We start from the raw sequence: 24,171 nt of genomic DNA on the forward strand, positions 1-24,171 counted from the left end.
GTAGGCAACCTGGCGCAATGGCGCGAAGCATAGCGCAGCGTTCGTCGTATTTGTGCTGGTCAAGCGCCCCCACGCTCGCTAGAATTGCGCACTTTTTGATCAGAGGCGCCAAAAGCGCCCGTCAAGATCGCCCCCGCTTCCGGCCGGGCGACCTGCATTCAATACCGAGGTTAGTCATGTCCACCACGCCCGCCACCCCCAAGGTAGGTTTCGTAAGCCTGGGTTGCCCAAAAGCCCTGGTCGATTCCGAGCGCATCCTTACCCAGCTGCGCATGGAAGGCTATGAAGTCGTGCCCACCTACGAGGACGCCGACGTGGTGGTGGTCAACACCTGCGGCTTCATCGACAGCGCCAAGGCCGAGTCGCTGGAAGTGATCGGCGAAGCGATCAAGGAAAACGGCAAGGTCATCGTCACCGGCTGCATGGGCGTTGAAGAGGGCAGCATCCGTGACGTGCACCCGAGCGTGCTGTCGGTCACCGGGCCGCAACAGTACGAGCAAGTGGTCAACGCCGTGCACCAAGTAGTGCCGCCCCGCCAGGACCACAACCCGCTGATCGACCTGGTGCCGCCGCAGGGCGTCAAGCTGACCCCGCGCCACTATGCGTACCTGAAAATTTCCGAAGGCTGCAACCACAGCTGCAGCTTCTGCATCATCCCGTCGATGCGCGGCAAGCTGGTCAGCCGCCCGGTTGGCGAAGTGCTGAGCGAGGCCGAGCGCCTGGTCAAGGCAGGGGTCAAGGAAATCCTGGTGATTTCCCAAGACACCAGCGCCTACGGCGTCGACGTCAAGTACAAGACCGACTTCTGGAACGGCCGCCCGGTCAAGACCCGCATGCTCGAGCTGTGCGAGGCACTGAGCAGCCTCGGCGCCTGGGTGCGCCTGCACTATGTGTACCCGTACCCGAACGTCGACGACGTGATCCCGCTGATGGCCGCCGGCAAAATCCTGCCGTACCTGGACATCCCGTTCCAGCACGCCAGCCCGAAAGTGCTCAAGGCCATGAAGCGCCCGGCCTTCGAAGACCGCACCCTGGCACGCATCAAGAACTGGCGCGAGCAGTGCCCGCAGTTGGTGATTCGCTCTACCTTCATCGTCGGCTTCCCGGGCGAGACCGAGGAAGACTTCCAGTACCTGCTGGACTGGCTGACTGAAGCCCAGCTGGACCGCGTGGGCTGCTTCCAGTACTCGCCAGTAGAGGGCGCCCCGGCCAACGACTTGGGCCTGGAAGAAGTGCCGGACGACATCAAGCAGGCCCGCTGGGACCGCTTCATGGCCCACCAGCAGGCCATTAGCGCCGCCCGCCTGCAACTGCGCATCGGCAAGGAAATCGACGTGCTGATCGATGAAGTCGAAGAGCAGGGCTCGGTGGGCCGCAGCTTCTTCGATGCCCCGGAAATCGACGGCAGCGTGTTCATCGACGGCGACCATGGCTTCAAGCCGGGTGACACCGTGCGTTGCCGTGTGGTGGATGCCGACGAATACGACATGTGGGCTGAACCCATCTAAAGCAGGCTGAAACTGCAAAGCCCCTGCCCCGCTATTCCTCACACAGGAACTGCCGGCGCAGGGGCTTTTTCGTCAGAACGTATGAAACAGCATCAAGCCGCCCTCTGCATCGGGGCTGGCATCCGAGAAGCCTTTGACCGCATAGAGCTGAACTTTCCACTGTGGGTTGAGCTTGTGGGTCAGGAACAGGGTAAGTTCCTTGATCTGCGAGCCGGTCGAAACGACTTTTTGCCGCCAATCGTAGGATGCGCCCGCCGACGTGCCTACAGCCACGGGCATGGCGAAGCCGAGGCTGACAAAAACCGGGTCGTCAAAGTCGCTGTCGGGCGGGTCGCCGAACTTCTTCCAGCCCAGGGTCGCGAAGCCAGTCACCGGGCCAAGGGCCCTGGCGATGTCGACTTGGGCGGTGTAGTCGTATTCTCCGGTACCCAGGCACTGGTCTTCATCGGCAGTGGGAAATTTGACTTTGCCAATCAGGTCCAGCATCAGGCCGCCCTCGCTGCCGTCGAGCAGGGCATAACCAGCGCTGGCAACTGTGTCCCCCAGCCCGCTCTCCACATCCCGGCAGCCACCGGGCAAGGGGTCACCATTGGGCCCCACTTCGGGGTTGGTGATACGCAACCAAGGTACGGTGACCTTGTAGGTCATTGGGCCAGTTTCATACTTGCCGACCACGGGGACGTACCAGATTTCCGAAGTGGTACCCGTGCCATAGTCGCCACTTGAATAATCCATGCCGACGGCGGCACTGAAGGTATCGGCCAGGGCCGAGGTACTAAGACACGACAGCAAGCAGGCGAAAAGCGGGAGCGTAGGTCTCATCTGCACCTCAGTATCCCGTCGGGAAGGGTGATCGGACTTACCCAGCCTAGTTGCCTAACGCCCAGATCGCTCTGGGTGCTCTACTTTTTCAGCGGTCTCTACCTTTTCCGGCCTTTCGACAATTTCGATTTTCTCGACTTTTTCTACCCTGTCGACTTTCTCAGGCTTTTCGACCTTCTCGGCCTTTTCTACTTTTTCCACCTTCTCGACCTTCTCGACCTTTTCGACTTTTTCTACCTTTTCCACCTTCTCGACCTTTTCAGGCTTCTCTACTTTCTCCACTTTCTCCACTTTTTCGGGTTTTTCGACCTTCTCTACTTTTTCGACCTTCTCGACCTTCTCGGCTTTTTCGACTTCGACCTTCTCGACCCGTCCGGAGCTGCCACTGTTGCTGCTCTCGCGTTGTTCCACGGTTTCGACAAGCTCCGACTTGCCTGACTTGTCCACGCTTCCACCGCTGCCATGCCCACTGGAGTCTTCAACGGCACTACGCCCGCTGTGATCCTCACTGCTTTCGCTACGCCCGCTGGTCACATCGCTTGCACCATGGCCGCTGTTGCCCGAGCCGCCAGCGTCACTGCTGCCGTGCTCATTGCCATGCCCCGAATTGCCCCTGTCCGGGTTATCGCTACGGTCGCCCTGGAACTCCACACGGGTTGCCCGCAGCTCGTGATTTCCACTAAGCACCCCGCTCACCCTAACCCGTTGATCCAGCGCCAGCGCCCCAGGCTGCTTGCCGACAATCACGGTGCCCTGCCCCAGTGTCACATGGATGCCAGCCACCACCAGTTGCCGTGCCTGCGTGCGCTGCACCAGCCCTTCGACCACCGCCTGCTGCACCCGGCCGGCAAACGGCAGGCTCGGGTCCGCGCGGGTTTGCGCCACTTCCAGTTGGCGCCCGGTCCACTGGCCGCGCACCAATACTTCCCGGGCAGGCGCCACGCGGGTCCCCAACTTCAGGCCTTGGAGGCTGCCAGCACGGTCGACCGCACCGATGGCGCTGGCCTCCCTCAGCCCCGGCGCCCGCTCGATGCGGCTGGCCACCACCTCACCGTTGGCATCGCGCAAGCCGCTGACCTTGACCGGTTCGCCCGGGCGCAGCCCTTCGGCTACCCGCGCGCCTGCACCAAGCCGTACCGGTTGGCCCATGACCCGCAGCGGTGCCGAGGCATTGGGCAGCGCCGTCAGCGGCCCTTCAAAGACGTTGAGGATGGAAATACGCCCTGCTTGCAGGCCGCGCTGGGTGGCAAATGCCTCCACCGCCACAACCTGCCCGATCGCCAGGTGAGCACTGCTGGCAGGTGCACCGTTTTCACTCACCGGCACGTCCTTGCCGTAATGCACTTCCATGCCGTTGACACAGATCGAGGCAAACCCAGTGATGGTGCCGACGATACCTGTACCGCCAGTGCCACCCGGGCGCTGGTTCGGCGCTCCGGTACCGCCTACACCACCGTGGCGGCCGTCCACACCTTCCGCCACCGCGCCAGTACCGCCGGTACCACCGGGGCGTTGTGGGAGTGGCGCGCCGCTGCCACCGACACCGCCGTTATCACTGCGCACACCGGTACCGCCGACACCGCCCGTCTTGGCCCCGGTACCGCCTACACCCCCCGGGAACTGCAGGCCGGCAGCACCGGCCATACCCACTTCGTCGCGGCTGACACACACCGGCGCTGCGGCTACCTCGGCAGGCGCCACCAGGCTCACCCCGAAAACCAGGGCGAACGTGACGGCACTGAAGCAGCGCGCGAAGAAAGTCATGGGGTTGGGGTCTTCGACAATTCGGGGGCGGTGGCTTCAGTGTAGAAATAAAGCCCGACAGTGATGCGCTGACGTTGCTCGGCACTGGGTACGTCGACGCTTTCCAGGTCTGATGCGAGCCGGCTGAAGGCAAGCAGTGCCTGCATGCCATCCTTGGCAACCACTTCACGCAAATGCTCGACACTGGCCGAGCTCAAGGCATCGTAGTGCACGCTGCGTTCAAAAAATGGCTGGCCTTCGCCACTCAGGTTATGCACCGCTGCACAGGCATGGTCATGCAAGTTGTGGCCAAAGTACGCGGCCTTTTCATCAAAGCCTTTTTGCGGCACGAATGCCTGGGCTTCCAGGTGCACACAGTCTTGCTCGTCGAGGCGGACGATGCCCAAGCGCAACCACTCATCCAGCACCACACGCCCGCGGATGTCGGTGCTGACTTTCGCCACCAAGGCGTCGAAGGAGCAATCGCCACCGACACTTGCCAAGCGCGGCAACGCTAGCGCCTGGCCAGGCGCGGAGCAGAACGGCTCGCTAGTGGTCCACAGAGTGACCAACTGAGCACCAAAGGTGATGTTTTCCGGCAGCGCCGCGCTCGACGCCTCACCGTCGCTGCGTAGCCGCCGCACATCCTTGCGATGAACGCCTGTCAGCAGGCTGATGCGGCTGTCGGTTGGCACTGTGCCGTCCAGGCGAAACTCGCGATGGGCCACGTCGACGAAGACTTCCTTGAGCATGTCGGCGAATAGCGTGTAGGTAACCCCTCGGCGCAGCATCAAACGCACCAGCGGGCGCATGACACGCCGCAGTGCGCTTAACATCGACGGGGGTAAGGTGGGCGATTGCATTGAGCGAGTTCCTAGACAGGTGAACCCAGTATACGACGCGGGAAAACATCCCACACGAACTGCAACCACTTCCCAGCCGGAATGAGAATTCGCCGTCATCGCTCATTGCAAAGACGTGATAAAGGCCCCGCAGGCGGTAACCTGCTCATACAAAACCCGTCCGCTGGGTTTTGTATGGGCCCCCTTCGGATCACAGCTAGTCAACTTCTGCTGTTGTCATCCCCGACCTCGCCGCCGGCATGAACACCGTGGTCATCACCCGGTTCGCCACCCACATGGTTGCCGTGATCATCACCAGGTTCACCACCAACGTGATTGCCGTGATCATCGCCAGGCTCACCGCCGACATGATTACCATGATCATCCCCGGGCTCACCGCCAACATGGTTGCCATGATCGTCACCGGGCTCACCACCAACGTGATTGCCGTGATCGTCACCGGGCTCACCCCCCACGTGATTGCCATGATCGTCACCCGCTTCAGCATGGTTGCTGCTGCGCCCAGAGTTCGAGTTGCCAGCGTGGCCCTGGCCGTCGTGGCCGCTGCCACTGTTGCCAGCATGGCCACCACCGTCACCGCCACTGCCGTGGCCACCACCGCTGCCGCTGCCGCCACCGTGGCCGCCGCCACTTCCACCGCCACCGCCGTGACCGCCGCCGCCGCCACTTCCACCGCCACCGCCGTGACCGCCGCCGCCACTTCCACCGCCACCGCCGTGACCGCCGCCGCCGCTTCCACCGCCACCGCCACCGTGACCGCCGCCGCCACCTCCGTGGCCACCGCCCCCATGGCCACCACCGCCACCACCATCTTTGGCGTAGGCGCTGGAGCTATGAGAAATCGAGTCAGGGATCAAAACGATGGACGTCGACAGCACGCCGGCAACAGCGGCCGCCAGTAGAGCCCTTCTGAACAGCATGTGGATGTGCATTTTCCATCTCCAGGTCGTCGCCACGAGAACGCCAAATCAGTGAGGAATCTTGTTTTCGGTATTTGCTTTTCTTTGCGTGGGATTTTTTCCCACGTCTAATTAATAGACCGCTGTACCCCGGCCTTCAAGCTGCACACGAAAAAGCTGACCGGCGGTTGACCTGCTATGTTTTCCCTATCGCCATGGAGGAACGCTGGCATGCAATCGGTACTGACGCTGCAAACCCCGCGCTTGAGCGACTACAGCGAGCTGGTACAGGTGTGGGAGGACTCGGTACGCGCCACCCACGACTTTCTGCCGGATGGCTATATCGTTTTGCTCCGCGAACAAGTGCTGCGGCGCTATCTCGACGCAGTGATGCTGGTCTGTTGCAAGGATCGCCAGCGCATCTGTGGCTTCGCCGGGGTTGCCAACGGGCGTGTGGACATGCTGTTCGTCGCACCTGACTACCGTGGCAAAGGGGTGGGCAAGCGCCTGCTGCGCTATGCGATCGACGAACTGAATGCCGAGCGCCTGGACGTCAACGAACAGAACCCGCAAGCCCTGGGCTTTTACCTGCATGAAGGCTTCGAGGTGATGGGCCGTTCGGCAACCGACGGCTTGGGCCAGCCCTATCCGCTACTGCACATGCGCCTGCGCAAAAAGGCGTAAATGACACAGATTCCCAGCCCCTCGGCCGCGCGGGCAGGTACAATGCTGGTCTTTCCCTGCCTTTGCGAATTACCCTCATGTCCGAACCCGTACGCCTGTCCAAACGCCTTATCGAACAGCTGGGCTGTTCCCGCCGCGAGGCCGAGTTGTATATCGAAGGCGGCTGGGTCACGGTCGATGGCGTGGTGGTCGAGCAGCCCCAGTTCAAGGTCGAGCAGCAGCGTGTCGAGCTGCTGCCGGGCGCCCGTGCCGAAACCCTGGAGCCGGTAACCCTGCTGTTGAACCAGCCGCTTGGCATGGACAACGAAAGCGCCCGCGCCAGCATGCACATGGGCACCCTCAGCGAGGCCCACAGCGAAGGCGTGCGCGCCCTGCACGGGCATTTTGCCCGGCAGGTTTGCGTGGCGCCGCTGGAGCGCGGGGCCAGCGGCCTGCAGGTATTTACCCAAGACTGGCGGGTGGCCCGCAAGATCGAGGCCGACCTGCGCCGCCTGGAACAGGAATTCATCGTTGAAGTGCGCGGCGAGACCACAGCCCAGGCCCTGGAGCGCCTGGCGCGCGGTGCCACCCGCAACGACCGCGAGCTGCCTAAAACCAAGGCCAGCTGGCAGAACGAAACCCACCTGCGCATGGTCTTGAAAAACCCGCAGCCTGGGCAAATTGCCGAGCTGTGCGCCTACCTGCGCCTGGAATTGGTGGGCATGCGCCGTATTCGCCTCGGCGGTGTGTCGATGGGCAAACTGCCCCTGGGCCAGTGGCGCTACCTGGCCACTACCGAACGTTTCTAAGCAATACGCCGCGCCCACAGGCGCGGCACCTGAACAGGATTCTGCAACAATGAACCACAACGACGTCCTGCGCAGCCTGCGCTACATGCTCAAGGTGAACGACGCCAAAATGGTCGAGATCATCGGCCAAACCGGCCTTGAGGTGCATCCCCTGGTGCTGGCCACCTACCTGAAGAAGGAAGACGAGGAAGGCTTCGTGCGGTGCCCGGAACGGGTCATGGCGCACTTTCTCGACGGCCTGGTGATGCACCGGCGCGGCAAGGATGATAGCCGCCCGGCGCAGCCAATCGAACTGCCGGTGACCAACAACCTCATCCTCAAGAAGCTGCGGGTGGCCTTCGAGCTCAAAGAAGATGACCTGCACGCGATCCTCAAATCGGTGAATTTCCCGGTCAGCAAACCCGAGCTGAGCGCGCTGTTCCGCAAGGCCGGGCACGATAACTATCGCCCGTGTGGCGACCAGTTGCTGCGCAACTTCCTCAAGGGCCTGACCCTGCGCGTGCGCGGCTGAGTGGTCATGCAGCATAGCGTTGCCCCGGTCGGCATCGTGCGCTCCTGTTTCAAGGAGAAGTTCGCCATCCCGCGCCAGCCGCAATTGGCGCCCGCCGCACGCGGTGTACTCGAGTTGCTACCACCGTTCGACCAAGGCGATGCGGTGCAGGGGCTGGAGCAGGTCAGCCATGTCTGGCTGCTGTTCCTGTTCCACCAGGCCCTGGAGGACAAACCGCGCCTCAAGGTGCGGCCACCGCGCCTGGGCGGCAACAAGAGCATGGGTGTTTTCGCCACCCGCGCCACCCACAGGCCCAATGGCATCGGCCAGTCGGTGGTGCGCCTGGAGGCCGTGGAGCCCGGGCGCCTGCTGCTGTCCGGTATCGACCTGCTCGATGGCACGCCGGTGCTCGACATCAAGCCCTATGTACCGTACGCCGACAGCATCGTCGGCGCCCGCAACCAGATGGCCAGCGACGCGCCCGCCGTGATCACCGTGCAGTGGGGCGACAACGCCCTGCCCCAGGCCCGCGAACATGCGCTGCGCCTGGGTGAGCCGCTGGTGGAGCTGATCGAGCAATGCCTCGCGCAGGACCCACGGCCGGCCTACCAGGTGCCACCGCCAGCGCGGGTGTATGGGGTGAAGTTCTGGGATGTGCAGGTGCGCTGGCATTACCCGCAGCCGGAGGTGATCCGGGTGTTGGAGGTGGGCCTGGCCTGACCCCCACCGTGCATGAAAAAGGCGACCCTGAGGTCGCCTTTTGCATTTCACTGTCTCGCTATCAACGAGCTGGGCCTTCAGCAACACCCAGGTCGTCGGTCGGACGGGTATCGAGCAGCGGCGAACCACCGGAAGCAAGCTCCGAAGCCAGCTTGTCGTCGTCCATTTCATTGACCCACTTGGCAACGACCACGGTGGCAACAGCGTTGCCGACCAGGTTGGTCAGGGCGCGCGCTTCGGACATGAAGCGGTCGATGCCGAGGATCAGCGCCAGGCCGGCAACCGGCAAGTGGCCAACCGCCGAGAGGGTCGCGGCCAGGACGATGAAGCCCGAACCGGTAACACCTGCAGCACCTTTGGAGGCCACCAGCAGCACCAGCAGCAGGGTGATCTGATGGGTGATGTCCATGGTGGTGTCGGTAGCCTGGGCGATGAACACCGCGGCCATGGTCAGGTAGATCGAGGTGCCGTCCAGGTTGAACGAGTAGCCAGTCGGGATTACCAGGCCAACCACGGATTTCTTGGCACCCAGGCGCTCCATCTTGGCCAGCATGCGTGGCAGGGCAGATTCCGAAGAGGAGGTACCCAGCACGATCATCAGCTCTTCACGGATGTAGCGGATCAGCTTGAGAACACTGAAGCCGTGGGCGCGGCAGATACCGCCGAGCACCACCAGCACGAACAGCAGGCAGGTGACGTAGAAGCACGCCATCAGGTAGCCCAGCTGTACCAGCGAACCCACGCCATACTGGCCGATGGTGAAGGCCATGGCGCCGAACGCACCGACCGGCGCCAGCTTCATGATCATGTTGATGATGTTGAACATGACGTGGGCAAAGCGGTCGATCAGGTCGAGCACCGGCTTGCCGTAGCTGCCCAGGCGGTGCAAGGCGAAGCCGAAGATCACCGAGAACATCAGCACTTGCAGGATGTCGCCGTTGGCGAAGGCACCGACCACGGTATTAGGGATGATGTTGAGCAGGAAGCCCACGGTGGTCTGCTGTGCGCCGGCTGCGGCGTAAGCGGCAACGCTGCTGGCGTTCAGGGTGGTGACATCGATGTGCATGCCAGCGCCTGGCTTGACCACGTTGACGACGACGAGGCCGATGATCAGGGCGATGGTGGAGACGATTTCGAAGTACAGCAGCGCATAGCCGCCGGTCTTGCCGACCGATTTCATGCTCTGCATGCCAGCAATGCCGCTGACCACGGTGCAGAAGATGATGGGGGCGATGACCATCTTGATCAGTTTGACGAACCCGTCACCCAACGGTTTGAGAGCAACGCCGGTTTCGGGGTAGAAGTGGCCGAGCAGGATGCCGATGGTGATGGCGACCAACACCTGGATATACAGGGATTTGTACAGCGGCTGACGTGTCGTCATGGCTAATTTCCTCAAGTGTGCCGGTTTCACCCTTGCCCGGGTGATGGTGGCACCTGAATCGCTAACCCTCCTGCACTTGGAGGGATTTGTCGTTGTGTTCGAGCTGCCTGGGCAGGCCTCTGCGAAGATCAATAGCAAGGGTGGTGCCAAAATGCCCATGCGCGGTGCAAGGGCCGTATTTGCTAGGGATAGATGCACAACGACAGGGCGATTTAGCTGAGGAAGGCTGGCGGATTTCCGCCCTCTGGCGGGATTTGTACAGGGGGGCATGGCGGGAATCCGCCCGTTGCGGGTTGCCTGTTCCGGCCTCTTCGCCGGTAAACGCACGCCTAGAACGCCCACGGTGCACGGTCGATGTAGGAGCGGGTTTACCCGCGAAGAGGCCAGTACTGGCGATGAATCACTCCAGGTTGAAGGTAAGCCTGAAGGCAGCGCCGCCCAAGGGCGAATCCCCTAGGCTCAGCTCGGCGTCATAGCTGTCGACGATATCCTTGACCACCGCCAGGCCAATGCCCTGCCCCGGGTGCTGGCTGTCCAACCGCTCTCCACGCTCCAGAATGCGCTCACGCTGGTCGACCGGCACCCCTGGCCCATCGTCCTCGATGCACAAGGTCACTTGCCCAGGCGCCTGAGCCAGGCTCACGCGCACCTGGCCCAGGCTTAGGCGGTAGGCGTTTTCCAGCAGGTTGCCCAGCAGTTCCAGCAGCGCGCCCTGCTCCACCGGCACCTGCGCTGCGGGGGGCAGGTCGAGGGCCACGCTTACCCGCTTGTCCCGGTACACCTTGCCCAGCGTGCTGCACAGGCTATCGAGCAACGGCCGCAGCAACACGCTGTGGCGGACCAGGCCACTTTTGCGCAGGCTGGCACGTTGCAATTGGTAGTCGATCTGCTGGCTCATGCGCTCGATCTGGCTTTGCAGCACGCGCGCCGCCTCGCGCTCGCCGCTGCGCTGCTGCAGGCTCTCGCCCACCCCCTGCAGCACCGCCAGCGGCGTCTTCAGGCTGTGCGCCAAGTCGTCCAGCGAATCCCGGTAGCGCGTGCGTTGCTCACGCTCACTGCGCAACAGGCGGTTAAGTGAGCGGGTCAGCCGTAGCAACTCGCGAGGGTGCTCGCCGCTCAGGCCATCACGCGCTCCCGACTCCACCTCGTCCAGCTCGTGGCTGAGCCGGCGCAACGAGCGCAGGCCCCAGGTCAGTCCAGCCCACAGCAACGCCATGAGCGCCAGCAAGGCGGCGCCGAAGCCAAGGTAGAGCTTTTCGCGCAGGCCATTGAGGGTGGCCTTGTATTCGCTCAGCGGCTGCAGGGCAACAATGCTGTAGGCCGCGCTTTGGCCGCCCAGCAGCTTTATTTCGACGTCGTAGACGAAGAACTCTTCGCCATCGGCCTGGTGAATCCGGGCAAATTCGTTGCCGCGCCCGTCATATCGCGGGCGGTAGTTGATATGCCGGTCGGCGGTGGCGCGCGACTGCCAGACCAGGTTGCCGTCGCGGTCGAAAATATAGCCAAGCAGCCCGGTGTACGGCAGGTTGTAGCGCTCGTCCGGTAGCAGCGTAGGCATCTGCAACTGGCCATGCTCGATACGCGCGGCTGAAATCAGCGTGGTCACGTCCGAGGCCAAGCGCTGCTCGATCGATTCCTGCAGGGCCAGGCTAAAGGCCTTCTGCAATGCCGGCAGCAGCGCCAGCATGAACAGCAGTGCCAGCACCGCGGCGGCCAGCATCAGGCGTATCCGCAGGGAACGGATCACCGGCAACGCTCGGTGAACAGGTAGCCCAGGCCGCGCACGGTGTCGATGGGTTTGAAGCCGTGATCGCCTTCAAGCTTGCGGCGCAAGCGGCCGACCAGCACTTCGATAACATTAGGGTCGCGTTCCTCGTCCCCCGGGTACAGCTGCTCCATCAGGCGGTCTTTGGCCACTACCTGCTGGTGATGGCGCATGAGGTACTCGAGGATGCGGTATTCGTAGGCGGTCAGGGCCAGCGGCTGTGCGTCGAGGGTGGCTTGCTTGCGGTTGAGGTCGAGCACCAGAGGGCCTGCGGCGATGGTCGACTGGGTAAAGCCACTGGAGCGGCGCAACAGGGCATTCAGCCGCGCTTCGAGCTCTTCGAACTGGAACGGCTTGACCAGGTAATCGTCGGCTCCGGCGGCCAGGCCTTCGACCTTGTCCTGCCAATTGCCGCGGGCGGTGAGGATCAGAATGGGGAAGTTCTTGGCCTGGCTGCGCAGGCGCGTAATCAGCTCCAGGCCACTGATGCCCGGCAGACCAAGGTCGATAATGGCCAGGTCGAAGTGGTACTGCCCGGCTTGGTACAGCGCCTCTTCGGCATCGGCGACGGCCTCGACCACATGGCCACTTTCGCCCAAGCGGGTACAGAGGTGATGGCGAAGCAGGGCTTCGTCCTCGACCACCAGCAGTTTCATGTGCAGCTCCTTGATTGGTATTGCCTGTAGCGGCCCTTTCGCGGGCATGTCCGCGAAAGGGCCGGTACAGGATAACGCGACTCGCCGGTCAGAACTTGTAGCTTGCAGCCAGGTATGTCTGCGCGCTACTGGTCAGGCGCAGGGTGCCTTCCTTCGGCCCACCCTGTGCGCCCACTTCGGTGGCCGCGTTGGTGCGCAGGTAACGGTAGCCCAGCTCCACCGAAGCCTTGTCGGTGATGTCCTGGATTACCCCGGCCTGCAGGCCGTAGGCATAACCGTAGTCGCTATCCCGGCTGGCACCCGGCGAGTCCTGGGTCAGCTTGGTCACGCCCAGGCTGCCCCCGCCGAACAGCTTGGTGGTATCGCCCACCGGCAGGAACAAGTCATAGCTGCCCAGCAGGTTTTCCTGGCGCAACTTGAGGCCGCTGTGGTCGCCCGAGACGTTGTCGTAGGTCATGTAGTAGCGGCCTTGGTCATTGACCTTGCCCAGGCGCACGCCCCAGGTGTCGTCCTTGCCGATGATGCCGTCGGCGTTGAGGTGGTCGGTGTTGCTTTGAAGTAGGCCGGACTTGCGAACCTTGTCGCTGGTCTGGCCGTAGGTCAGGCTGGCGAAGTTGTCATCAGCGGCCTGGGCGGTGGTGAGGCCGGCGGCGCAGACGGCCATGGCGGCAAGCAGGGAATTGAAGGTTTTCATGGCGATGTACTCCAGTTGAGTGCGCTGTTTCGGTCTGGAAGCTAGAGTAAGCAAGGCACCCTGAACCGCGACTGAACCCTGGCTGAACACTGGCTGAACGAACTGTCTGCAAGACAAGGAGTAGTAAACATGCGTGCACTGCTGGCCCTGACCCTGATGTGCAGCGCCGCCCTCGCCCATGCGGCGGTACAAACCCGTGAGATCCCCTACCAGGACAACGATGGCAATCGCCTGGTCGGCTACTACGCCTATGACGACGCCATCGAGGGCAAGCGCCCCGGCATTGTCGTGGTGCATGAATGGTGGGGGCTGAACGACTACGCCAAGCGCCGGGCTCGTGACCTTGCGGCGCTGGGCTACAACGCGCTGGCCATCGACATGTATGGCGATGGCAAGCATACCGAACACCCTGCCGACGCCAAGGCGTTCATGACAGCAGCCATGAAAGACCCCAAGGCAGCAGAACGGCGTTTCGATGCCGGCCTGGAGCTGCTGAAGCTGCAGCCCAATACCAACAAGCACCAGTTGGGGGCGGTGGGTTACTGCTTTGGCGGCAAGGTGGTGTTGGATGCGGCGCGACGCGGGGAGAAGCTCGATGGCGTGGTGAGTTTCCATGGCCCGCTGCTTACGCAGGCGCCGGCCAAGCCCGGCGTGGTGCGGGCCGACATTCTGGTAGAGCATGGTGCCGCAGATACCATGGTGCCCGAGCAGCAAGTGAGCGCGTTCAAGGAAGAAATGGATGCGGCCAAGGTCAACTACCAGTTCGTCAGCATTCCGGGGGCCAAGCATGGGTTTACCAACCCGGATTCTGACCGACTGAGCCATGGCGAGCATGGCGGGCCGGATATTGCCTATGACCAGGCGGCGGATGCCAGTTCGTGGGCGGATATGCAGGCGTTCTTCAAAAAAGTCTTCAAATAAGGCATGCCGCGGTCAACGGGGGATCGGGCTCGCAGAACCCCCGCAGCGCCTGCGCAGCTGGCACAATACACCCATGAACACACTCCCCGCCTGCTGCGCCCCCCTTCAGCACCACTGGCCCCTGCCCCACCCGTTACCCGGTGCGGTGCTGGTCAGTTGCGCCTTCGACCCCACCCGCCTGGCGCCCGACGACTTCCAGCGCGCCGGCGTCGTGCCAAGCACCAGCCTGCAGCGTTCGGTGGCCAAGCGCCAGGCCGAGTACCTGGCCGGCCGCGTATGCGCGCGCGCCGCGCTGCAGCGCCTGGATGGCCGTGACTATGTGCCCGCCAGCCATGAGGACCGCTCCCCCATCTGGCCTGCGGGTATCCGCGGCTCGATCACCCACGGCAAAGGCTGGGCCGCCGCCGTGGTCGCTGCCGAAGGCAGTTGCCAGGGCTTGGGCCTGGATCAGGAAACACTGCTGGATGACCAACGAGCCGAGCGACTGATGGGCGAAATCCTCACCCCGGCAGAGCTGGAGCGCCTGGACCGCCACCAGCTTGGCCTTGCCGTCACCCTGACCTTCTCGTTGAAAGAAAGCCTGTTCAAGACCCTCTACCCACTGACACGTCAGCGCTTCTATTTCGAGCACGCCGAGGTATTGAGCTGGTCCGCCGAAGGCCTGGCCCGCCTGCGCCTGCTCACCGACCTGTCGCCACAGTGGCGGCATGGCGCCGAGCTGCAGGGCCAGTTCTGCCTGCAGGACGGGCACCTGCTAAGCCTGGTCAGCGCCTGACGGTCACAACGGTGCTTGCTGCCGTGGCCAGTTCAGGCTGAAGCAGGCCCCGCCCAGCGCTTCGCTACGCCCCACCGTAGCCCGGCCCGCATGCCAATAGATGATGCGCCGTACGATCGATAGGCCCAGGCCATGCCCGCCGGAGGCGCGGGTGCGGCTGTCATCGAGGCGGGTGAACGGCGTGAAGATACGGTCCCAGACCCCCTCGGGGATCCCGGGGCCGTCATCTTCCACATCGATGCGGCAACGTTGCTGCCCCAACTGGTAGCTCAGGCGTACCTCGGCCTGGGCATGGCGCATGGCATTGCCCACCAGGTTCTGCAGGGCCCGGTGCAGGTAGCGCGGCTCGGCCTCGACCCAGGCGCCCTCGGTATCGGCGCCTTGGCATGCCCCCCTTACCACCCGCACGTCGGCACGCAGCGGTGCGAGCTCTGCGATCACCCGGTCGAGCAAGGCGTCCAGGTCGACCCGCTCGAACTTCAGGGCCGGTGCACCCTGCTCCAGGCGCGCGTAGGTGAGCATCTCGTCGACCAGCTTGTCGAGGTCCTGGATATCCCCGTCCATGCCTGCCAGGTGCTTGGCCCGGGCCTGCTCGGTGGTGGCGCTTTCGATCATCTCCAGGCCAAAGCGCAGGCGCGCCACGGGGGTGCGCAGCTCGTGGGAAACCGCCCGCACCAGCTCACGCTGCATAGTCAGCGAGCGCTGCAAGTGTTCGGCCATGCCATTGAAGGCGGCGGCCAGGCGCCCCACCGAGTCGGCATCAGCGACCGGCACACGGGTGTCCAGGCTGCCTTGGGCGATCCGTGTGGCGGCTATCTCCAGGCCTGACACGCGGCGCTCCAGCTGGCGCACCAGCAAGTAGACCACCACCCCGATCAAGCACAGGCCGAGGAAAGCGATCAGGATCAGCAACTGCGGCGGATACGGATTGAGCTGATAGAGCGGGCCGATCTCCAGTACCCAGGGGGAGCCCGCAAGGCCGGCGAATACGCGGATCGAGTCGCCATCCTTGGCCAGGGCCATGACCGTGTCGCCTTCCTCGACCCGACGCCGCTGGTCATCGTCCAGGCTTACCCGCTCGATACGCTGCAGGGCAACACCGAAACCAAAGCCCTTGTCCCGCGCAAGTTGCTCCAGGCGTTGCTGCTGTTCGGTTACCGGGTAGCGCACCAGCTCATCGGCTAGCAGGTACAGGGTAGCCCGCGCCAACTGCTCGCTGACCTGCTTGACCTGGGCCACCAGCATCAAGTCCTCTTGGCCCACCTTGCGCAAGACCTGTGCGGCATGCGGGCCGGTCTTCTCGACCACCACCAGGCCACGGTACAGGCGTGCCCGCTGGCCGCCGTCGAGGGTGCGCGCAGTCATGGGTTGCAGCGCCAGCGGCACGCCGAGCAGGCGCTCCCAGATCAACAGCGAGCGCTTGCGCTCGGTGTCGTTTTGCACCGCCAGGTTGTCAGCCATCAGGCTGAAAGTGCCCTGGGCCAGGCCCTCGCGGTGCTGGGCAGCGCGCACTTCGTTGACCAGGTGCAAGCTGAGCACGCCGAGCAGGGCCACCAGCACCAGCACGGCCAACATGCCGCCGTAGATGCGCAGGAAGATCGAGTTGTTCATGGCGCCTCGCCGACGAACAGGTAGCCCTTGCTGCGCAGGGTCTTGATCAGCCTTGGCTGCAGCGGATCGTCGCCGATCTTTGGGCGAATTTTTGAAATGCGAATGTCGATGGAACGGTCCTGGCCGTCGTAACCAACGCCGCGTAGCGCCGTGAAGATTTGCTCGCGGGTCAGCACCCGGCCGGCGTTGCTGGCCAGCAGCCAGAGCAGGTCGAATTCAGCGCCGGTCAGCTCGATCAATTGCCCCCCCAGGCGGGCCTCGCGCAGGCGGTTGTCGATGCGCAGCGCACCAAAGGCCAGGTCCTGGCGCTTGCTGTCCGGCGCGTCACTGCGGCGCAGCAGGGCCTGGATGCGCGCCAGCAGCAGGCGTGGGCGCACGGGCTTGCAGACGTAGTCGTCAGCCCCCAGGTCCAGGCCCTGGACTTGGTCGAGTTCGTCGCTGCGGGCAGTGAGCATGAGGATTGGGCCGGGGTACTGGCTGCGTACCCGGCGGCAGATGCTCAAGCCGTCCTCGCCGGGCAGCATGAGGTCAAGGATGACCAGGTCGGGCTGGCTGTCGACGATGCGCCGCGCGGCGCGGGCGCCATCACCCTCGACACTGACCTCGTAGCCGTTGGCCTGCAGGTACTCGGCAGTGAGTTCGGCCAGGCGCTGGTCGTCTTCGACGATGAGGATGCGGTGTGCGGGGTGGTCCATGGCTTCTGCCTTTGCTTGTTGTTTTAGCCTGTTCCGGCCCTTTCGCGGGTTCACCCGCGAAGAGGCCGGCACAGGCAACATAACCCTTTAACCAAAAGGCAACATCCCCTCTGGATACTACGACTGGCACCCGGTGCTGCCAACGGCCAGCAGCCCCCTCGACTGAACCGTTTTTTGTGGTAGGGTTCGCGCCCGCAAATTTCTGCCTTGGGGCGGTAAAGCGAAGAAAAATACTGCAAACCACTTGGCACAAGGCCTACAGCGAATACCCACCATTCACTCACAAAGTACCCACAAGTTATCCACAGGCGCTCGCCTTGCAAAGACCCCAATACCGCATTATCTTGTATCCCGATCGCAGCAAACCACTAGATATAGGGGTTCCTGCAAAATCACACATAAAAGTCAACCCGACAAATCATGGGATTTTTCGGCTTGAACGTCAGGTGATTTAACCAGCCTTACCGCTCCAGCGGAGTACTGAACAGCAACAGCTTCTGGGCCTACCCAGAACCTTTGACTTCGGCCAGGGAGCGGCAGGTTATTGCCCCATATTCCTGAGTCTGTCCCGAAGTCGGTACGCCCGAGCGGGCGGATGCGCATGCATTGCGCATCCCCGCCAGGCCATCGAGCAAGTGGACGGAACGGTGGGCGCCCAAAAGGCGCCTGAACACTATAGAAACTGTGGAGACACCCACCCATGCAAACCGACACAACTCGCGAGAACCCGCAGGCCAAGGTGCCGCAGGCCGCCGATGCCAATCAGGATCTGGCTGCCACCGCTCCGGGCCAACTGCGCGTGATCAAGCGTAACGGTACTGTCGTCGCCTACACCGACGACAAGATCACCGTGGCCATCACCAAGGCGTTCCTCGCAGTTGAAGGCGGCACTGCCGCTGCCTCGTCGCGCATCCACGACACCGTCGCGCGCCTGACCGAGCAGGTCACTGCCACGTTCAAGCGTCGCATGCCATCGGGTGGCACCATCCACATCGAAGAAATCCAGGACCAGGTCGAACTGGCCCTGATGCGCGCCGGCGAGCAAAAAGTCGCCCGTGACTACGTGATCTACCGTGACCAGCGCGCCAAAGAGCGCGCCACCCGCAGCAACGCCGACTCGGTAGTCGAGCCGCACCCAAGCATCCGCATCACCCTCGCCGATGGCAGCCTGGCGCCACTCGACATGGCCCGCCTGAACACCATCATCAGCGAAGCCTGCGAAGGCTTGGCCGAAGTCGATGGCGACCTGATCCAGCGCGAAACCCTGAAGAACCTGTACGACGGCGTCGCGATCAAGGACGTCAACACCGCCCTGGTGATGACCGCCCGTACCCTGGTCGAGCGCGAGCCGAACTACTCGTTCGTCACCGCCCGCCTGCTGATGGACACCCTGCGCGCCGAAGGCCTGGGCTTCCTGAACGTGGCCGAGAGCGCTACCCACCACGAAATGGCCGACCTGTACGCCAAGGCCCTGCCGGCCTACGTCGAGAAAGGCGTCGAGTTCGAGTTGCTGAACCCGGCCCTGAAAGGTTACGACCTGGAGCGCCTGGGCAAGGCCATCAACCACGAGCGCGACCAGCAGTTCACCTACCTGGGCCTGCAAACCCTGTACGACCGCTACTTCATCCACAAGGATGGCGTGCGCTTCGAGCTGCCGCAGGTGTTCTTCATGCGTGTGGCCATGGGCCTGGCGCTGGAAGAGAAAGACAAGGAAGCCCGTGCGATCGAGTTCTACAACCTGTTGTCGTCCTTCGACTACATGGCCTCGACCCCAACCCTGTTCAACGCCGGCACCCTGCGCCCGCAGCTGTCCAGCTGCTACCTGACCACCGTGCCGGACGACCTGTCGGGCATCTACCATGCGATCCACGACAACGCCATGCTGTCGAAATTCGCCGGTGGCCTGGGCAACGACTGGACCCCGGTACGTGCACTGGGCTCCTACATCAAGGGCACCAACGGCAAGTCGCAGGGCGTCGTACCCTTCCTGAAAGTGGTCAACGACACCGCCGTTGCCGTCAACCAGGGTGGCAAGCGCAAAGGCGCCGTGTGTGCCTACCTGGAAACCTGGCACCTGGACATCGAAGAGTTCATTGAGCTGCGCAAGAACACCGGTGATGACCGCCGTCGTACCCACGACATGAACACCGCCAACTGGATCCCTGACCTGTTCATGAAGCGCGTCTTCGATGACGGCAAGTGGACCCTGTTCTCGCCGTCGGAAGTGCCAGACCTGCACGACCTGACCGGCAAGGCCTTCGAAGAGCGCTACGAGTACTACGAAGCCCTGACCGAGTACAACAAGATCAAGGTGTTCAAGACCATCCAGGCCAAAGACCTGTGGCGCAAGATGCTGTCGATGCTGTTCGAGACCGGCCACCCGTGGCTGACCTTCAAGGACCCGTGCAACCTGCGTTCGCCGCAGCAGCACGTGGGCGTGGTGCACAGCTCGAACCTGTGCACCGAGATCACCCTGAACACCAATAAGGACGAGATCGCCGTCTGCAACCTGGGCTCGATCAACCTGCCGAACCACATCGTCGATGGCAAGCTGGACACCACCAAGCTGCAACGCACCGTGAACACCGCCGTGCGCATGCTCGACAACGTGATCGACATCAACTACTACTCGGTGCCACAAGCGCGCAACTCGAACATGAAGCACCGCCCTGTGGGCCTGGGCATCATGGGCTTCCAGGATGCGCTGTACCTGCAGCACATTGCTTACGGTTCCGACGCAGCCGTCGAGTTCGCCGACAAGTCGATGGAAGCGGTCAGCTACTTCGCCATCCAAGCCTCGTGTGACCTGGCTGACGAGCGCGGCGCCTACGAGACGTTCCAGGGTTCGCTGTGGTCCAAAGGCATCCTGCCACTGGATTCGCAACAGATCCTGATCGAAGCCCGCGGCCAGAAGTACATTGACGTCGACCTGAACGAAAGCCTGGACTGGGCACCGGTCCGTGCTCGTGTACAGAAGGGCATTCGTAACTCGAACATCATGGCCATTGCGCCAACCGCGACCATTGCCAACATCACTGGCGTGTCGCAGTCGATCGAGCCGACCTACCAGAACCTGTACGTGAAATCGAACCTGTCGGGCGAGTTCACCGTGATCAACCCGTACCTGGTTCGCGACCTGAAGGCCCGTGGCCTGTGGGACGCGGTCATGATCAACGACCTGAAGTACTACGACGGTTCGGTGCAGCAGATCGAGCGTATCCCGCAAGAGTTGAAAGACCTGTACGCCACCGCATTTGAAGTCGAGACCAAGTGGATCGTCGATGCCGCCTCGCGTCGCCAGAAGTGGATCGACCAGGCCCAGTCGCTGAACCTGTACATCGCCGGCGCCTCGGGCAAGAAGCTGGACGTGACCTACCGCATGGCCTGGTACCGTGGTCTGAAGACCACTTACTACCTCCGTGCCCTGGCCGCAACCAGCACCGAGAAGTCGACCATCAACACCGGCAAGCTCAACGCCGTTTCCAGCGGTGGCGACAGCGCCCCGGTCCAGGCAGCCGGCCCTGCGCCAGTGCCAAAGGCCTGCGCGATCGACGAGCCTGACTGCGAAGCCTGCCAGTAAGGCCTGAGAGCCGCGAGGGGGCCCCTCGCGGCATTCTCCGCCTGTGGCAGCGGGTTAACCCGCGAAGAGGCCGGCTACGCCAGCGCCTCTCCACAGGCACGCACAATAAGCCGTGGCCCCACCGCCCCGGCCAGCCCTTTTGGGCAATCCAGATTTGCGTGCACCGCCGTACCCCATCCTGGGGACCAAGCCGCAACCAAGATCCACCGGCCATACTGAGTAGATGGCCCTCAAGCAGGAGAATCTCACCATGCTGAGCTGGGACGAATTCGATAAAGAAGACGGCGAAGTAGCCGCCAAAGGCAACACCCCTGCGCAAGCCGCTGCCGCTGCCACCCTCGACAAGCTCGACAGCGCTGGCGGTGCCGCCGCCCTGGAGGCCCGTTCGGTCACTGCTTCTGACTCCGAAGCTGTCAAGCGTGCCAAGGCCGCCCTCGACGCCCTTGACGTCGCTGAAGGCCTGGCCGAGCTGGAAGGCTCCTCGGCCCGCGTCGCTGTTGACGAAAAGCGCATGATCAACTGCCGTGCCGACCTCAACCAGCTGGTACCGTTCAAGTACGACTGGGCTTGGCAAAAGTACCTGGACGGTTGCGCCAACCACTGGATGCCGCAAGAGGTCAACATGACCGCCGACATCGCCCTGTGGAAGAGCATGGACGGCCTGACCGAAGACGAGCGCCGCATTGTCATGCGCAACCTCGGCTTCTTCTCCACCGCTGACTCGCTGGTTGCCAACAACCTGGCGCTGGCTGTGTACCGCCTGATCACCAACCCGGAGTGCCGCCAGTACATCCTGCGCCAGGCTTTCGAAGAGGCGATCCACACCCACGCCTACCAGTACTGCATCGAGTCGCTGGGCATGGATGAAGGCGAGATCTTCAACATGTACCACGAGATCCCGTCGGTCGCTAAAAAAGCCGCCTGGGGCCTGAAGTACACCCGCGCCATCTCCGACCCGGAATTCAACACCGGCACCGTCGAAACCGACAAAGAGCTGCTGCGCAACCTGATCGCCTACTACTGCGTACTGGAAGGCATCTTCTTCTACTGCGGCTTCACCCAGATCCTGTCGATGGGCCGCCGCAACAAGATGACCGGCGTTGCCGAGCAGTTCCAGTACATCCTGCGTGATGAGTCGATGCACCTGAACTTCGGTATCGACGTGATCAACCAGATCAAGATCGAGAACCCGCACCTGTGGGACGCGGCGATGAAGGAAGAAGCGACCCAGATGATCCTGCAAGGGACCCAGCTGGAGATCGAATACGCCCGTGACACCATGCCGCGCGGCGTGCTGGGCATGAACGCAGCGATGATGGAGGACTACCTCAAATTCATCGCCAACCGTCGCCTGACCCAGATTGGTTTGAAGGAAGAGTACCCAGGGACTACCAACCCGTTCCCTTGGATGAGCGAGATCATGGACTTGAAGAAGGAGAAAAACTTCTTTGAGACGCGTGTGATTGAGTATCAGACGGGTGGTGCACTGAGCTGGGACTGATTGTCCGGGCTGAGTATCGAGAAGGCTGCCGATTGGCAGCCTTTTTTTATGTCAAAACCTCAGTCAGGGGTTACCCGCGCACACCGGCATTGTCGGTGCCATGCACCGAGTCAAAGTCTTCGCGGGCGCGCCCGCGCCCACAGGTAAAGCGTTAGCCTTTGAACCGCACTGTAAGGCCAAGGACCGCTTGATCACATCCGCTCAGTCGCCCTAGAAATAAAGAGACCTCGCCCATGCCGACAAGGGGGAACGGCACAGCGGTACGAGGTGCCGGGACTGGGCGTGCCAGTCTACGTGGTCGAGGGCGAGGCCTGAATTTAAAATAGCCCAAGGTAGCGGCAGGGCCAATGCAATTTTTGGCGCGAAGTCGTCGTATATCTTTACAAAGGCCAAGATAGAGCCCCTACCTCTTGATTTTGCGTGTTCAAGCTGTATTCCCCGGGCCAGTATGCGTTGACAGCCCACCTTCACCTTGTTAATAATCGCCCTTAGTTGTACGACAACACATAACAACAAAAACAATCAGTGGACGAACCCATGTCGACACCCATCCCGCTGCACCCACGTTTGTTGCACCCCCCTCTTGCATCGACCCGCTGGCGTACGCCGATCAGTAGCTAGCGCTCGGTTAACGCGCAATTACCCCTGGCCCTGACCGGCCCGTTACTTACCCGCCCCTGCCGCAGGCCGCTTGCGCGTGCCCGGTGGACGGGCTGCCATACCCTTCGGGAGCACAACAATAATGAAAATCTGCCATACCCTGCCCTTCGCCCTGCTTGGCGCCGGGGTCATCGCCGGGCTGCCAGGCACCAGCCTGGCAGCAGGTTTTGTCGAGGACAGCAAGGCCACCCTGGGGCTGCGCAACTTCTACATCAACCGCAACTTCACCAACCCCAGCAACCCGCAAAGCAAGGCTGAGGAGTGGACGCAAAGCTTCATTCTCGATGCCCGTTCGGGTTTCACCGAAGGACCGGTCGGCTTCGGTGTGGATGTACTGGGGCTGTGGTCGGTCAAGCTCGATGGTGGCGGCGGAACCTATGGCACGGCATTGCTGCCGCGCCATGATGATGGCAAACCGGCAGATGACTATGGACGACTGGCAGTGGCGGGCAAGGCGCGGATCTCCAAGACCGAGCTGAAGATTGGTGAGTGGATGCCGGTACTGCCGATTTTGCGTTCCGATGACGGGCGCTCCCTGCCACAAACGTTCCGTGGCGGGCAGGTCACTTCCAGCGAGATTGCCGGGCTGACCCTGTACGGCGGGCAGTTCCGCGGCAACAGCCCGCGCAACGACGCCAGCATGGAAGACATGAGCTACGGCGGCGGTGTGTCGGACCGCTTCAACTTCGTCGGCGGCGAGTACAAGTTCAACCAGGACCGCACCTTGGTCGGGCTGTGGAATGCGGTGCTCAAGGACGTCTACGAGCAGCAGTATCTGCAACTGAGCCACAGCCAGCCGGTCGGTAGCTGGACCCTGGGCGCCAACCTGGGCTACTTCCACGGCGGTGAAGATGGCTCCGAGCGGGCTGGCGAGCTGGACAACAAAACCTACTCGGGGATGTTCTCGGCCAAGTATGGCGGCAACACCTTCTGGGTCGGGCTGCAGAAGGTCGATGGCGATACCTGGATGCGGGTCAACGGCACCAGTGGCGGGACCTTGGCCAACGACAGCTACAACTCCAGCTTCGACAACGCCAATGAGCGCTCGTGGCAGGTACGCCACGACTTCAATTTCGTCACCGTGGGGGTGCCGGGGCTGACCTTGATGAACCGCTATATCAGCGGCCAAGACGTGCACAGCGGGGTGGTGACCGACGGCAAGGAATGGGTGCGCGAGACGGAGCTGGCGTATGTGATTCAGAGCGGGGCGTTCAAGGATTTGAGTGTGAAGTGGCGTAACTCGTCGATTCGCCGGGATTACAGCAATAACGAGTTCGATGAGAACCGGTTGATATTCAACTATCCGCTATCGCTGCTCTGATACAAATCTGCGGGGTATGCGCGGGCCTGAAGACAACACTATCCCAGTAGGAGCGGGTTCACCCGCGAAGAGGCCGGCAAAAGCCACCCAA

At 62.6% G+C, this 24,171-nt stretch carries 20 protein-coding genes; 10 read left to right on the forward strand and 10 right to left on the reverse strand.

Annotation, left to right across the window (positions count from 1 at the left end):
• Positions 1–176: 176 nt before the first annotated feature.
• A complete protein-coding gene (gene rimO, locus DV532_RS19125) occupies positions 177–1,508 on the forward strand; it encodes a 30S ribosomal protein S12 methylthiotransferase RimO (protein WP_056804448.1) in 1,332 nt (443 codons plus the stop codon).
• Between the two features lie 72 nt (positions 1,509–1,580).
• Here the strand turns inward: rimO and DV532_RS19130 are convergent, their stop codons facing one another.
• The 4 genes from DV532_RS19130 to DV532_RS30985 form a co-directional block, all read right to left on the reverse strand.
• The gene (locus DV532_RS19130) at positions 1,581–2,330 is read right to left on the reverse strand and encodes a hypothetical protein (RefSeq protein WP_056804445.1); all 750 of its coding nucleotides are present in this window, start codon (positions 2,328–2,330) and stop codon (positions 1,581–1,583) included.
• A 54-nt stretch (positions 2,331–2,384) separates the two neighbouring features.
• Positions 2,385–4,094, reverse strand: a complete 1,710-nt coding sequence (locus tag DV532_RS19135) for a DUF5666 domain-containing protein (protein ID WP_056804443.1) — start codon at positions 4,092–4,094, stop codon at positions 2,385–2,387.
• Positions 4,091–4,936 (reverse strand): DUF6502 family protein, encoded by an 846-nt coding sequence (locus tag DV532_RS19140; protein WP_056804440.1) that lies wholly within the window; start codon positions 4,934–4,936, stop codon positions 4,091–4,093. The genes DV532_RS19135 and DV532_RS19140 overlap by 4 nt, the downstream gene beginning before the upstream one ends.
• Before the next feature lie 196 nt (positions 4,937–5,132).
• The gene (locus DV532_RS30985) at positions 5,133–5,747 is read right to left on the reverse strand and encodes a hypothetical protein (protein WP_372339975.1); all 615 of its coding nucleotides are present in this window, start codon (positions 5,745–5,747) and stop codon (positions 5,133–5,135) included.
• A 319-nt stretch (positions 5,748–6,066) separates the two neighbouring features.
• On the opposite strand from DV532_RS30985, the gene DV532_RS19155 reads away from it, so the two are divergent.
• From DV532_RS19155 to tsaA, 4 genes are all read left to right on the forward strand, one after another.
• Positions 6,067–6,519, forward strand: coding sequence for a GNAT family N-acetyltransferase (locus DV532_RS19155; RefSeq protein ID WP_056804437.1), 453 nt, complete (start codon positions 6,067–6,069; stop codon positions 6,517–6,519).
• Positions 6,520–6,596: 77 nt separating this feature from the next.
• Positions 6,597–7,307 carry an rRNA pseudouridine synthase gene (locus DV532_RS19160; protein ID WP_056804435.1) on the forward strand — a complete coding sequence of 237 codons (711 nt, stop codon included), beginning with the start codon at positions 6,597–6,599 and terminating at the stop codon, positions 7,305–7,307.
• 49 nt (positions 7,308–7,356) lie between these two features.
• Positions 7,357–7,818 carry a DUF1456 family protein gene (locus tag DV532_RS19165; protein WP_056804432.1) on the forward strand — a complete coding sequence of 154 codons (462 nt, stop codon included), beginning with the start codon at positions 7,357–7,359 and terminating at the stop codon, positions 7,816–7,818.
• A gap of 6 nt (positions 7,819–7,824) precedes the next feature.
• Positions 7,825–8,517 (forward strand): tRNA (N6-threonylcarbamoyladenosine(37)-N6)-methyltransferase TrmO, encoded by a 693-nt coding sequence (gene tsaA / locus DV532_RS19170; RefSeq protein WP_056804428.1) that lies wholly within the window; start codon positions 7,825–7,827, stop codon positions 8,515–8,517.
• A gap of 61 nt (positions 8,518–8,578) precedes the next feature.
• Here tsaA and DV532_RS19175 read toward each other — a convergent pair whose 3' ends face one another.
• The 4 genes from DV532_RS19175 to DV532_RS19200 all read right to left on the reverse strand — a co-directional run bounded on the left by DV532_RS19175 (position 8,579) and on the right by DV532_RS19200 (position 13,016).
• The gene (locus DV532_RS19175; RefSeq protein WP_056804425.1) at positions 8,579–9,901 is read right to left on the reverse strand and encodes a dicarboxylate/amino acid:cation symporter; all 1,323 of its coding nucleotides are present in this window, start codon (positions 9,899–9,901) and stop codon (positions 8,579–8,581) included.
• A 400-nt stretch (positions 9,902–10,301) separates the two neighbouring features.
• Positions 10,302–11,648 carry an ATP-binding protein gene (locus tag DV532_RS19190; protein ID WP_056804420.1) on the reverse strand — a complete coding sequence of 449 codons (1,347 nt, stop codon included), beginning with the start codon at positions 11,646–11,648 and terminating at the stop codon, positions 10,302–10,304.
• On the reverse strand, positions 11,645–12,322 hold the full coding sequence (locus DV532_RS19195) for a response regulator (RefSeq protein WP_056804418.1): 678 nt from the start codon (positions 12,320–12,322) through the stop codon (positions 11,645–11,647). The genes DV532_RS19190 and DV532_RS19195 overlap by 4 nt, the downstream gene beginning before the upstream one ends.
• A gap of 88 nt (positions 12,323–12,410) precedes the next feature.
• The gene (locus DV532_RS19200) at positions 12,411–13,016 is read right to left on the reverse strand and encodes an outer membrane beta-barrel protein (RefSeq protein WP_056804415.1); all 606 of its coding nucleotides are present in this window, start codon (positions 13,014–13,016) and stop codon (positions 12,411–12,413) included.
• Between the two features lie 129 nt (positions 13,017–13,145).
• Here DV532_RS19200 and DV532_RS19205 point away from each other — a divergent pair, with 129 nt between their 5' ends.
• Complete coding sequence (locus tag DV532_RS19205) at positions 13,146–13,937, forward strand: dienelactone hydrolase family protein (RefSeq protein ID WP_056804412.1); 792 nt, start codon at positions 13,146–13,148, stop codon at positions 13,935–13,937.
• A gap of 73 nt (positions 13,938–14,010) precedes the next feature.
• Positions 14,011–14,712 (forward strand): 4'-phosphopantetheinyl transferase, encoded by a 702-nt coding sequence (locus tag DV532_RS19210; protein ID WP_056804409.1) that lies wholly within the window; start codon positions 14,011–14,013, stop codon positions 14,710–14,712.
• A 3-nt stretch (positions 14,713–14,715) separates the two neighbouring features.
• Here DV532_RS19210 and DV532_RS19215 read toward each other — a convergent pair whose 3' ends face one another.
• Together DV532_RS19215 and DV532_RS19220 are read right to left on the reverse strand one after the other, a co-directional pair.
• Positions 14,716–16,323, reverse strand: a complete 1,608-nt coding sequence (locus tag DV532_RS19215) for an ATP-binding protein (RefSeq protein WP_056804406.1) — start codon at positions 16,321–16,323, stop codon at positions 14,716–14,718.
• Positions 16,320–17,018: a response regulator transcription factor gene (locus tag DV532_RS19220; RefSeq protein WP_056804403.1), complete on the reverse strand. Its 699-nt coding sequence runs from the start codon at positions 17,016–17,018 to the stop codon at positions 16,320–16,322. Before DV532_RS19220 ends, DV532_RS19215 begins: the two co-directional genes overlap by 4 nt.
• 700 nt (positions 17,019–17,718) lie before the next feature.
• Between DV532_RS19220 and DV532_RS19230 the strand changes: the two genes are divergently transcribed.
• From DV532_RS19230 to DV532_RS19245, 3 genes are all read left to right on the forward strand, one after another.
• Positions 17,719–20,598 carry a ribonucleoside-diphosphate reductase subunit alpha gene (locus DV532_RS19230; protein WP_056804400.1) on the forward strand — a complete coding sequence of 960 codons (2,880 nt, stop codon included), beginning with the start codon at positions 17,719–17,721 and terminating at the stop codon, positions 20,596–20,598.
• A 250-nt stretch (positions 20,599–20,848) separates the two neighbouring features.
• Positions 20,849–22,099 (forward strand): ribonucleotide-diphosphate reductase subunit beta, encoded by a 1,251-nt coding sequence (locus tag DV532_RS19235; RefSeq protein ID WP_056804397.1) that lies wholly within the window; start codon positions 20,849–20,851, stop codon positions 22,097–22,099.
• A gap of 742 nt (positions 22,100–22,841) precedes the next feature.
• Complete coding sequence (locus tag DV532_RS19245) at positions 22,842–24,080, forward strand: OprD family porin (protein ID WP_056804394.1); 1,239 nt, start codon at positions 22,842–22,844, stop codon at positions 24,078–24,080.
• The last annotated feature ends 91 nt before the right edge of the window (positions 24,081–24,171 follow it).

Origin of the sequence: Pseudomonas sp. Leaf58 (assembly GCF_003627215.1) — a bacterium.
GTDB lineage: Bacteria > Pseudomonadota > Gammaproteobacteria > Pseudomonadales > Pseudomonadaceae > Aquipseudomonas.

Excerpts from the sequence above, each read along its gene's own strand:
- rimO (WP_056804448.1), top strand. The coding sequence starts at position 177 with ATGTCCACCACGCCCGCCACCCCCAAGGTAGGTTTCGTAAGCCTGGGT.
- DV532_RS19130 (WP_056804445.1), bottom strand. The coding sequence starts at position 2,330 with ATGAGACCTACGCTCCCGCTTTTCGCCTGCTTGCTGTCGTGTCTTAGT.
- DV532_RS19135 (WP_056804443.1), bottom strand. The coding sequence starts at position 4,094 with ATGACTTTCTTCGCGCGCTGCTTCAGTGCCGTCACGTTCGCCCTGGTT.
- DV532_RS19140 (WP_056804440.1), bottom strand. The coding sequence starts at position 4,936 with ATGCAATCGCCCACCTTACCCCCGTCGATGTTAAGCGCACTGCGGCGT.
- DV532_RS30985 (WP_372339975.1), bottom strand. The coding sequence starts at position 5,747 with ATGGTGGTGGCGGTGGTGGCCATGGGGGCGGTGGCCACGGAGGTGGCG.
- DV532_RS19155 (WP_056804437.1), top strand. The coding sequence starts at position 6,067 with ATGCAATCGGTACTGACGCTGCAAACCCCGCGCTTGAGCGACTACAGC.
- DV532_RS19160 (WP_056804435.1), top strand. The coding sequence starts at position 6,597 with ATGTCCGAACCCGTACGCCTGTCCAAACGCCTTATCGAACAGCTGGGC.
- DV532_RS19165 (WP_056804432.1), top strand. The coding sequence starts at position 7,357 with ATGAACCACAACGACGTCCTGCGCAGCCTGCGCTACATGCTCAAGGTG.
- tsaA (WP_056804428.1), top strand. The coding sequence starts at position 7,825 with ATGCAGCATAGCGTTGCCCCGGTCGGCATCGTGCGCTCCTGTTTCAAG.
- DV532_RS19175 (WP_056804425.1), bottom strand. The coding sequence starts at position 9,901 with ATGACGACACGTCAGCCGCTGTACAAATCCCTGTATATCCAGGTGTTG.
- DV532_RS19195 (WP_056804418.1), bottom strand. The coding sequence starts at position 12,322 with ATGAAACTGCTGGTGGTCGAGGACGAAGCCCTGCTTCGCCATCACCTC.
- DV532_RS19200 (WP_056804415.1), bottom strand. The coding sequence starts at position 13,016 with ATGAAAACCTTCAATTCCCTGCTTGCCGCCATGGCCGTCTGCGCCGCC.
- DV532_RS19205 (WP_056804412.1), top strand. The coding sequence starts at position 13,146 with ATGCGTGCACTGCTGGCCCTGACCCTGATGTGCAGCGCCGCCCTCGCC.
- DV532_RS19210 (WP_056804409.1), top strand. The coding sequence starts at position 14,011 with ATGAACACACTCCCCGCCTGCTGCGCCCCCCTTCAGCACCACTGGCCC.
- DV532_RS19215 (WP_056804406.1), bottom strand. The coding sequence starts at position 16,323 with ATGAACAACTCGATCTTCCTGCGCATCTACGGCGGCATGTTGGCCGTG.
- DV532_RS19220 (WP_056804403.1), bottom strand. The coding sequence starts at position 17,018 with ATGGACCACCCCGCACACCGCATCCTCATCGTCGAAGACGACCAGCGC.
- DV532_RS19230 (WP_056804400.1), top strand. The coding sequence starts at position 17,719 with ATGCAAACCGACACAACTCGCGAGAACCCGCAGGCCAAGGTGCCGCAG.
- DV532_RS19235 (WP_056804397.1), top strand. The coding sequence starts at position 20,849 with ATGCTGAGCTGGGACGAATTCGATAAAGAAGACGGCGAAGTAGCCGCC.
- DV532_RS19245 (WP_056804394.1), top strand. The coding sequence starts at position 22,842 with ATGAAAATCTGCCATACCCTGCCCTTCGCCCTGCTTGGCGCCGGGGTC.